This window comes from Lentiprolixibacter sp., assembly GCF_982873095.1.
The window spans coordinates 1-8,308 of the sequence record NZ_CEYNTP010000118.1 but is presented as its reverse complement, the minus strand read 5'-3'; the positions used below and the strand labels follow the sequence as shown (position 1 = coordinate 8,308).

Annotated in this window: 1 protein-coding gene and 1 pseudogene; both read right to left on the bottom strand. The window is 48.0% G+C overall.

The window, feature by feature from the left end:
* Positions 1 to 6,616, bottom strand: a pseudogene (locus tag AC4E7D_RS08360) (T9SS type B sorting domain-containing protein); the annotation flags it as partial.
* Positions 6,616 to 8,308: PorP/SprF family type IX secretion system membrane protein (locus AC4E7D_RS08355; RefSeq protein WP_490173351.1), on the bottom strand; the 1,693-nt coding region annotated here is incomplete at its 5' end. The pseudogene AC4E7D_RS08360 and the gene AC4E7D_RS08355, both read right to left, overlap by 1 nt.

Sequence of the window (8,308 nt, the reverse complement as noted above, 5' to 3'; positions counted from 1 at the left end):
TTCCTGTCAGATCGCCATTACACAGAATGTTAGTGGGCACCACATTGCTGATAATAGGAGTTACAGCAGGGCTCACGATGATAGAATTGGTGACCACCACACAAGCCGTTGGTGCAGAAGTATCCGTTACCCGGAATTGGTAAGTACCATCCGTGTTGGTGCTGAATACATTTCCGGCAAAGTTGGTGCTGTTATACGTAGCACCAGCATCGTCAGACCACTCGTAGGTGTAGGTTCCGGAACCTCCGGAAGCATTCACTTCAACCGTGGCAGGAGCCAGACAGGTCAGGTCTGCTGTGAGCACAGCATTGGCCACCAACTGGGGATTGATGGTCACATTTTGTTGTACCCCAACACATCCAAACTGGTCTTTTACATCAATGGTGTAGTTCCCGGCTGAAAGGTTGGTAAAGGTATACGTAGTAGCAGTAGCCGGACTTGGGGTCATCCAGGGGCCACTGTTGATGCTAAACTGGAACCCACCGTTTCCGGGCAGGGAGGTGATATCCACCTGAATGGTTCCGTCGTTGTTTCCGCTATAGCATACAGTAGGTGTAGTTGTAAATGTTGGATTGGCCGGTGCAGTAATGGTAATTGGAGCATCTATAGGATCCTCGCAATTATTGGCGTCTCGCACACGTACAATATAATCTCCGGCTACAAGTCCGGTAAATGTTGTATTCGTTTGGTAAGGGGTGATGACACCACCTACCCCGTCTTCCAGCTGGTACAGGTAGGAAGGGGTTCCTCCGGTTGCACTGGCGGTTATCGTTGCCCCTCCATTGATACAGGTAAAAGGCTCCGTAATTATCGCCGAAGCCACAACAGGGGTGGGTTCAGTTAGTGATTCAGTAAGTGTTACTGTACAACTGTTGTCAAGCACATCCCGGACCTCGATGTTATAAACACCGGCTACAAGTCCGTTGATGGTTACAGGAGAGGCGAGTTGAGGTGCTGAAAAAGCCCCGCCGTTAACGGAATATTCAAATCCATTTACCGCGTCAAAATTATCCACTTCAAAGGTAATGGATCCGTCTGCACCGCCATTACAGCTGATGTTGCTAAAAGCCGTGATGCTGGCATCGAAGGCGTAGCCATTTTCGATAAGCACAGGGGTGTCTGTTGTACAGTCACTGCCGTAATTCACAGTGATCGTATGGTTGCCTACAGCAACATTGTTGAATACGTTGGACGCCTGGAAGGCACCCCCGTCAAGGCTGTAGGTATAGGAGGGGTCGTTAGGCAGCACGGTAATATTCCCACTCCCATCGCAATTATAGGTTACTGACGTGCTCAAGGTGGGCTCTGTTGGGAGCGGCGGAATGATTACGTCAGGAAGTGTCAGGATACAGGAAGTAGCATTGGCATCCCTTACTCTGATGGAATAGGTGCCATCAGTCAGGTTGCTAAATACGGTTCCTCCTGTGGTAACTGCTGTCCAGGCACTTCCGTTAATGCTGTATTGGTAATCCCCGGAACCTCCTGAGGTTGGGGTAACACTTCCCACGGTAATTTCGCCTAATTGCAGGCAGGTATAGGCCTGGGTAATGGCGGCCTCTGCCACGAGTTGTGCAGGCTCAAGGACGTCTACACTGGCTGTTTCCTCGCAGTTGTCGGCATCCCTCACGCGGACTGCATAGGTGCCCGCAGGCAGGTTTACAAAATTCCCAGAGGCCTGATAGGTGGCCCCATTGTCGATACTGTATTCATACGGACCAGAGCCGTTGGCCGCAGTAACGGTAATCGTACCGTTAGATTCTCCGAAACACACCACAGGAGTTGCGGTGGCCGTTACGGTCAGGGGCAGATCCTGGACGATAGTCAGGTCATAAGAAGCTTCACAATAGCCGGCATTTCCGTTGTTGTCACGAACATACACATCGTAGTCCCCGGCACCGGTTACGGTTACGGGGTTTGTAACAGCGAAGTCCCCAGGATTGGGAGCAACGCCATCGGCAACCACGGCGTATACATAAGCACCGTCGCCACCAGCCGCTACAATTGTAACATCGGTATTTGTACCACAGGCAGATATATCATCTGCGGTAGCAGTAACGCTAAGTTCAGGATCTATAGTGATGGTATCTGTTGCTGTACAGTTATTACCATCAATTACATCGATAGTATAGGTGCCAGGAGCAAGGCCTGTAAAAACGTTAGAGGGCCCGTATGCCCCGCCGTTGATACGGTATTGGAAATTCCCATCCCCGCCCGAGGTTACGTTGGCCGTTAGGGTAAGGCCAACAGCATCGTCATAACATGGGTCGTTGGGAACAATGCTCAGCACAGGCGGCACTGCCGAGTTAAGGTCAAACGTAGTGGTTACTATACAACCATTGGCATCGGTAACGGTAGCCGTGTACGTGCCGATCTGATTGAGGCCGGTAAAATTACCGGTTGTGTTATTTACGATAGTTACCGTATCCGGGTAGGTAATTTCGTAGGTGTAGCCGCCCCATCCTCCTGCGCCGGTCAGCTGTACACTTCCCGGGTCCGTACAGGTAGGTTGTACTGGAGTGGCCGTTAAGGTCAAAGCTGCTGCCGGGGCGTCAATGGTTACGCTTGCAGTATCGGTACAATTGGTGTCATTGTCCGTTACTGTAATATCGTAGGTTCCGGCTGGCAGTGTGTTGAGTGCAATCGTTGCATTGGTCTCTGCCGAACCACTGAAAGTGGCTGGTCCTGTAATGCTATAATCATAAGAAGTCGCAAAACCGGATACCGTAAAGGTGGCTTCACCATCTGCATCTCCCAAACAACTGATATTGCTCACCAGGGTGCCAGATACCTGTATGGGAGTTACAGGGGCAATGGTAAAATCTTCCTGATAAATACAGCCATAGCTGTCAGTTACCTGGAAGGTATAGGTGTCCGGAGTAAGTCCGGTAAATACGTTGTTGTTCCCGTTATTAACAGCAGCAGGCGCAATGATTTCGTAAACGAATGGAGCAGTCCCATCAACCACAGTAAGGGTAACATCCGCGATTAAAGCCGGACAAACAGGCTGTGTTGCTGTAAAAGTAAGGTCTGTTGGCGGGTTAAGCGGATCAATCGTGATGCTATTCGTGACAAACAAACAGCCACTGGCGTCGCGTACGGTAATGGAATAGGTGCCGTCAGTAAGGCCAGTAAACGTTTCAGCTCCCGCACCACTCACGAAATTAACGCCGTCTATACTGTATTCATACGGAGCAGTTCCCCCGGTCACATTTTGTGCTTCAATTGTTGCGGTTTGAACGCAGGTATAGTTTTGAATCAATACTGCATCCGCAGATATACCACTTACAGGAGTAGAAATGGTCTGATATTCGAAGTAGTCACAGGATGCACTTCCCTTGCGTTGATTGATGACAATAGCATAATCTCCGGCAGGTAAACCAGTAAATGTTCCGGAAGAATTAGTAGCTATTGCGTTGGCATAATCGTAATTGTTTTCGTCAAAACCTGTGGCATCGAATAAATAGAAAGTAAGCTGATACCCATTACTGTCAAGAAGGTTAAAGATTATTTGACCGGTAGCTTCGCCGAAACATAGAACATCGATTACCGTTGTGGGATCAAAATCAGCAGACGGCCTGAATTCAATTACAACTGAATTGGAAATGTCAAAACAATTGTTGCGGTCTACTACCACAAAGGTGTAGGTGCCGGGATCCAGAATGTCAAATATCTGACTGGTCTGGAATTCCGAAGCAGGAATGTCAGCTGGAGTGGGATACGAGATTTGGGTAACTCCCATGTCATCCACAAATTCCCAGATGGCATAGGTATGAGGGGTTTGTCCTCCGGTAGAGGACATTTGGATATTTCCTTCCCTACAGGTAATATGCTGTGAAATACGTGCTTCCAGCTCCAGGTCATTGTTGTCCTGAATGGTTACTTGTTCGTTGTGCAAACAGCCGTCATCAGTAGTAACCTCTACATCGTAAACCCCGGGATTAAGATTGGGGAAGGTATGGTTGTTATCAACGGTGGGCCCGAAGGTATCTACCACGGTTCCGCCTTGTGAAATCTCATAATAGTATTGCGGCTCCACATCCAGGGCAGAAATACTTATAGATCCGAGACCATTACAATCGGCATTAGTAGTGGTTATATCTACCTGGAAATTACGCTGTAAAACACCGATATTCTCCAACCTGAAGATACATCCTCCCACTACACCTTGCTGACGCATTTCAACTGTATAGGCGCCATTGGTTCCGATGGTGAAACTAGGTCCGTTTCCAGCACTGAAAGGCACGAGGATATTGCCATTGGTGGCATCCAGCAACTGGTATTCATAGTCCGCAGGCATATTGGTTACCGTGATATTACCAGGAGAGGTACAGATCAGGTCGGTCACATTGTATTGCGGATCCAGTGGATTCTGGAAAATGTTGAAATAAAACCTTGTAAAACAGCCGTTTAAGTAGTTAATCACTACACGGTATTCCCCCGGGGCTGAGGCCAGGAAATCATTCCCGGTATCCACAGTATTCCAGGTACAGGTAGCCTCCTTGTTGGGACAGTCTTCCCCGGCATCCGCGCAACTGCTTTCATCCAGTTGTTCCCAGACAATGCTGGTAGCATCAGGGATGTTAATTTCAATCAATTCGGTGTCATTGATACCACATAGGAAGACTTTAGGCAATAAGTCCCCGTCATTAGGACAGGTAACCACTTCCCCTTCTACGGTGTTTGTAGGATCATTGATCAGGTCAATAATGGGGTTGGTTTGTGTTGATCCACTAAAAACTACAGTAATGATCTCCTGGAAACCTTTACAGGGATCAGCAACGATCTTATCTACAATATAGGAGCCCACTTCTGTAACCACGAACGTGCTGGGGTCGTTATCCGGGTCCCCGTCGTTAATGACAGTGTCTCCGGCATCTATTAATCCGTCTGCATTATTGTCCTGATACCAGATGTATGCGTCGAAATTGTCTCCTGCATCGAGGACCACATCATTTCCACAGAGCTCCACGGTTCTGCTGTAGTCACAGCTTTCCAAATCGTCCAACAGGAAGTTAGTCGCTCCCGGGGTCACAAATCCACAGGCATCAAAATCAGAAACACTGGGATCATCAGTGATTTGGTTGTCATTAATTACCCCCTGATAAGTAGAATAGGCCTGGTTGGCGATCTGATCCGTACAGGCATCCACAAAATCAAAACAGTTTTCAGCTACCCGAACACGTAGACGTATTTCGGAGAGCGGATCTCCGGCTTCAATTAGATTATCCGGAATATTGAAGGAAATCACATGTGCTACTGGATCGTATACATAAGTAACCCCTGGCGGCAATGTTAGATCAGATTCAATTACAGTAACGTTGGTCGGAAGGACGTCCCTCAACACATAGTTGGTGGCGTCGTCATTACCAATGTTTTGAAAACCAAGCACATAGTCGAGTAATTGTCCAAGGTTCACACCGGCACCGGTGATGTCGTTTCCGGCAATATCTTCCACCGTCTTTTCAACGACAATGTTAGGTTCTATGATCTCAACATTGAAGGAGTTGAAGAAGGGGTAATATTGATCTCCGCTAGAGGTAAACCTGAAGGTGGCATCCGTTTCACTATTGGGCAATACGGAATTTAGCGGATTGTTTAACAGGAAAATATCGGTATCATAACCCAGTGTGTTGATACTATTAGGGGTACGTCCATTAAGAATGGCCCCATTCAGGGTTATGTTACTGTTGAAAAAGTTATTGGCCGGGTTGACGGCGTTGCTTAATGTGGTGAATCCTGGATTGCTGGCAGCACGGATCTGCATGCGGTCTCCGGTGATACGATTGTCGCCCTCCAGGGCAGCTGCACCTATGTGGGCGGTCACAGGACCTACCGGGATGGTGTTGAAACCAGAATAATTGATATCCACTGTAGGGTTAGCACTCCTTACCCGGGCAAAACCATCAAAAGTAGTGATCAGCTTCCCGGTCAGCGAAGGGTTTTCGTATACGATTACTAATGTCCAACCTCCGGAAGCTCCACCACCAGGCGATAGAGAGCCTACAACAGATCTGATGTTGGCTACGGTGTATTCCCCAGAGGGATCGGCCAGAGCAGTAACTAGTCCGGTAACGTCTGCATAGCAGGCGTACGGACTGTTTTGGGTTACTGAAGGATCGGTGCTGGTAAAGCCATCAAAAAGGATTTCATCGGCTACCACATCTACATAGGCACCACCTGGAACACGGAACCGCACCTGGTTAAAGTCGTTTTGCCGGTTAGTACCCAGGGGTTGCCCGGCCTGTTCGCTCGGATAAGTGGCCGTCCAGTAAAGCCCTGCATAGCGCACCAGGTTACAGTTGGCCTGAGGAAAATTAAGGATCGCAGAACTGGAACTAAAGGTTGTGGGGTCCCCGTCCACATCAATATACTGCTGGTTCAGCCAGTCGTTGTAGGTAGAAGAATTCCCCGTTGCGTTATACGGGTCATTGGGCTCTGTGTTTGATGTCCCCCCGTCCCTGTTAACGATGTTGTTCGCAATGAAAGTAAGGTCACCTTTAATGTTATTCTGGTAGCGAATATCAAAGGTGTTGAACTCTTGCGAAAATCCTGTGAATGCAAAAAGAAGCAAAACACAGGCCGACAATATATGTTTGGCAAGTAGTTTTTTCTTCATCAGGTTATTAAGTTTGGTGTCACACGCATAATCCACATCTTGTCTGTGTATGCGTCATTAAGATTTGAGTAGTAAGATATCAGAGCGTTGTTCCAGGAATCGTGCTTTTTCAAATAAACATACCGATAGTTATTTTCGGGGTTTATAAAGTAGCTGGCACTTAATCCCTGGGCATTGAGTAGCTTAACGAATCTGTTGGCGTTCTTTGGATTGGCAAATACATTGGCGATGATATAGAAGCCGCCGCCAACTCCTTTTATTTCGTAGGTCTTAGGTTGCTGCGCATCTCCCACATTGTCCCGCACCACAACATTTTTCTGTAGTACATCCTGGCCATAACGCGAGGATTTCTCCTCGATCTTCCGGCTGTTTTCCACATAGGCCTCGTTGGTGTAGCGGTTGTCTACATTCATGATCCACAGGTCACCATCGTAGCTGCCCCCCATACGGGTTTCATAAGCGGCTTTGGCTTCCTGCCAGCTGTCATAGCGTTTCAGATACACATATTTTAAACCGTTGTTGGGATTGTCTATGTAATCTGCATCAAATCCTTCCCCGTTGAGTTTATCCACAAACTTGTTGAGGTAATATTTTCCTTTGTAGACGTTTGCTACAACATAGTAGCCGTCAGCAACACCGTTTAGATCCCGGAATTTCCTGCTCTTCACCCCTTTCGCAGCAGGAGTTGCTTTTTCTGGGGTTTTTGTGATCTCGGTAACAATTGGGGCAACCTCCTCTTTTTTATAGGCTTCTACCACCTCTTTCTTTTCTTTCTTCAGGTCGAGTAGGGCTTTTTGGCGCTGTTCCTCTTCCTGAACCTTACGCTCGGCAAGGGCATCCCGGTCTTGAGGATTGAAATAGAGGTCCCGCGCTTTTTCTTCGATATCAGCCCGCTGACCTTTGGTTTCGCGACGTACCATGCGCATGACCATTTCAAAACGATCTTCGAGGTCCCTTTGCTGGTTTTGTTCCAGGGAATCCTGGCGGTAGATCAGTTCGGCGAGAATGGCGTCGTTTTCAGCCAGCCTCCTTTTTAGCTCGGCAATCTCTTCATCTTTTTCGGATGGAGTGAGTTCTTCCCTATCTTCATCTTTACTGGCGAGGGTATCTTCAAAATCTTCCAGCATTACCCGGTCTTCGGTCAGGTTCGGGGTAATGGAGTAAGCAAAAGAGATTTCGTGCGTGAGACCAAAATTGTCAAAGTTGCTGGACAGGCCTTTTTCCATGGTATACCCTATAGATAAACGGCGGTTAAGGTTGAACCCTATACCGGCCGAGGCCCCGTAAAAACTGTCATATCCCCCCTGAAGCCAACCCAGTTTGGGAAGGTCGAGGATCAGGTTCCCACCTAAAACAAATTCTTCTTCACCCACTTTTCGGGCACGGGCCAGGGGCATTAACCTACCTCCTTCAAGTATCCCGGCATCAGTTTTAAACTGATGGGTATATTGTAGGTGCCCGGAAAAGGTTTTATCCTTGAAATCCGTGATAGACTCACTTGTTTTCAGGTTGTAATCGAAGAGGTTTTCAGCGAACATCCCGAAATCCCAGTTGCCATACGAAAGGTTAAATCCGGGTTGGAAAGACAGGAGCGAACTGTCCTGGAAGCCTCCGATGAACGGATCGTCCTCTACAGTATTCACCCTGCTTTGATCCAGACCACTGTTGTAGTAGGACAAGTTGGCACCAAAG